This is a genomic window from Mesorhizobium sp. M8A.F.Ca.ET.207.01.1.1 (assembly GCF_004794715.1).
Taxonomy (GTDB): Bacteria; Pseudomonadota; Alphaproteobacteria; order Rhizobiales; family Rhizobiaceae; genus Mesorhizobium.
Map to the genome: position 1 here is coordinate 1 of NZ_SRUS01000632.1, position 255 is coordinate 255.

General features: G+C 74.1%; 1 protein-coding gene. It reads right to left on the bottom strand.

Features of this window, described 5'->3' with window-relative positions:
- On the bottom strand, positions 1 to 255 hold a 255-nt coding region (locus EN850_RS36150; protein WP_210238118.1), incomplete at both ends, for a VCBS domain-containing protein.

A 255-nucleotide genomic window follows, 5' to 3' on the forward strand; every position in this document is an offset into this window, starting at 1 on the left:
CGGCGCCGAGCTGATAGGTGCCGAGCCCGCCGCTGGTCGCCGTTCCGGCGGCAACCGCCTGCCAGCTGTCGGGCGTGTTGTCGACGTCGGTGTCGTTGAGGTCGCCGCTCGCCGTCGGTGTCCCGGCGATGGCGTTGGCCACGCCGCCGGCTTCGGTCACGTCGCCGCTCGCGGTGCCGGTGATGACGGCCGCGTCGTTGGTGCCGTGGATGGTGACCGTCACCACCTGGGCGGTGCCGTCGGCGGTGAGCGCGG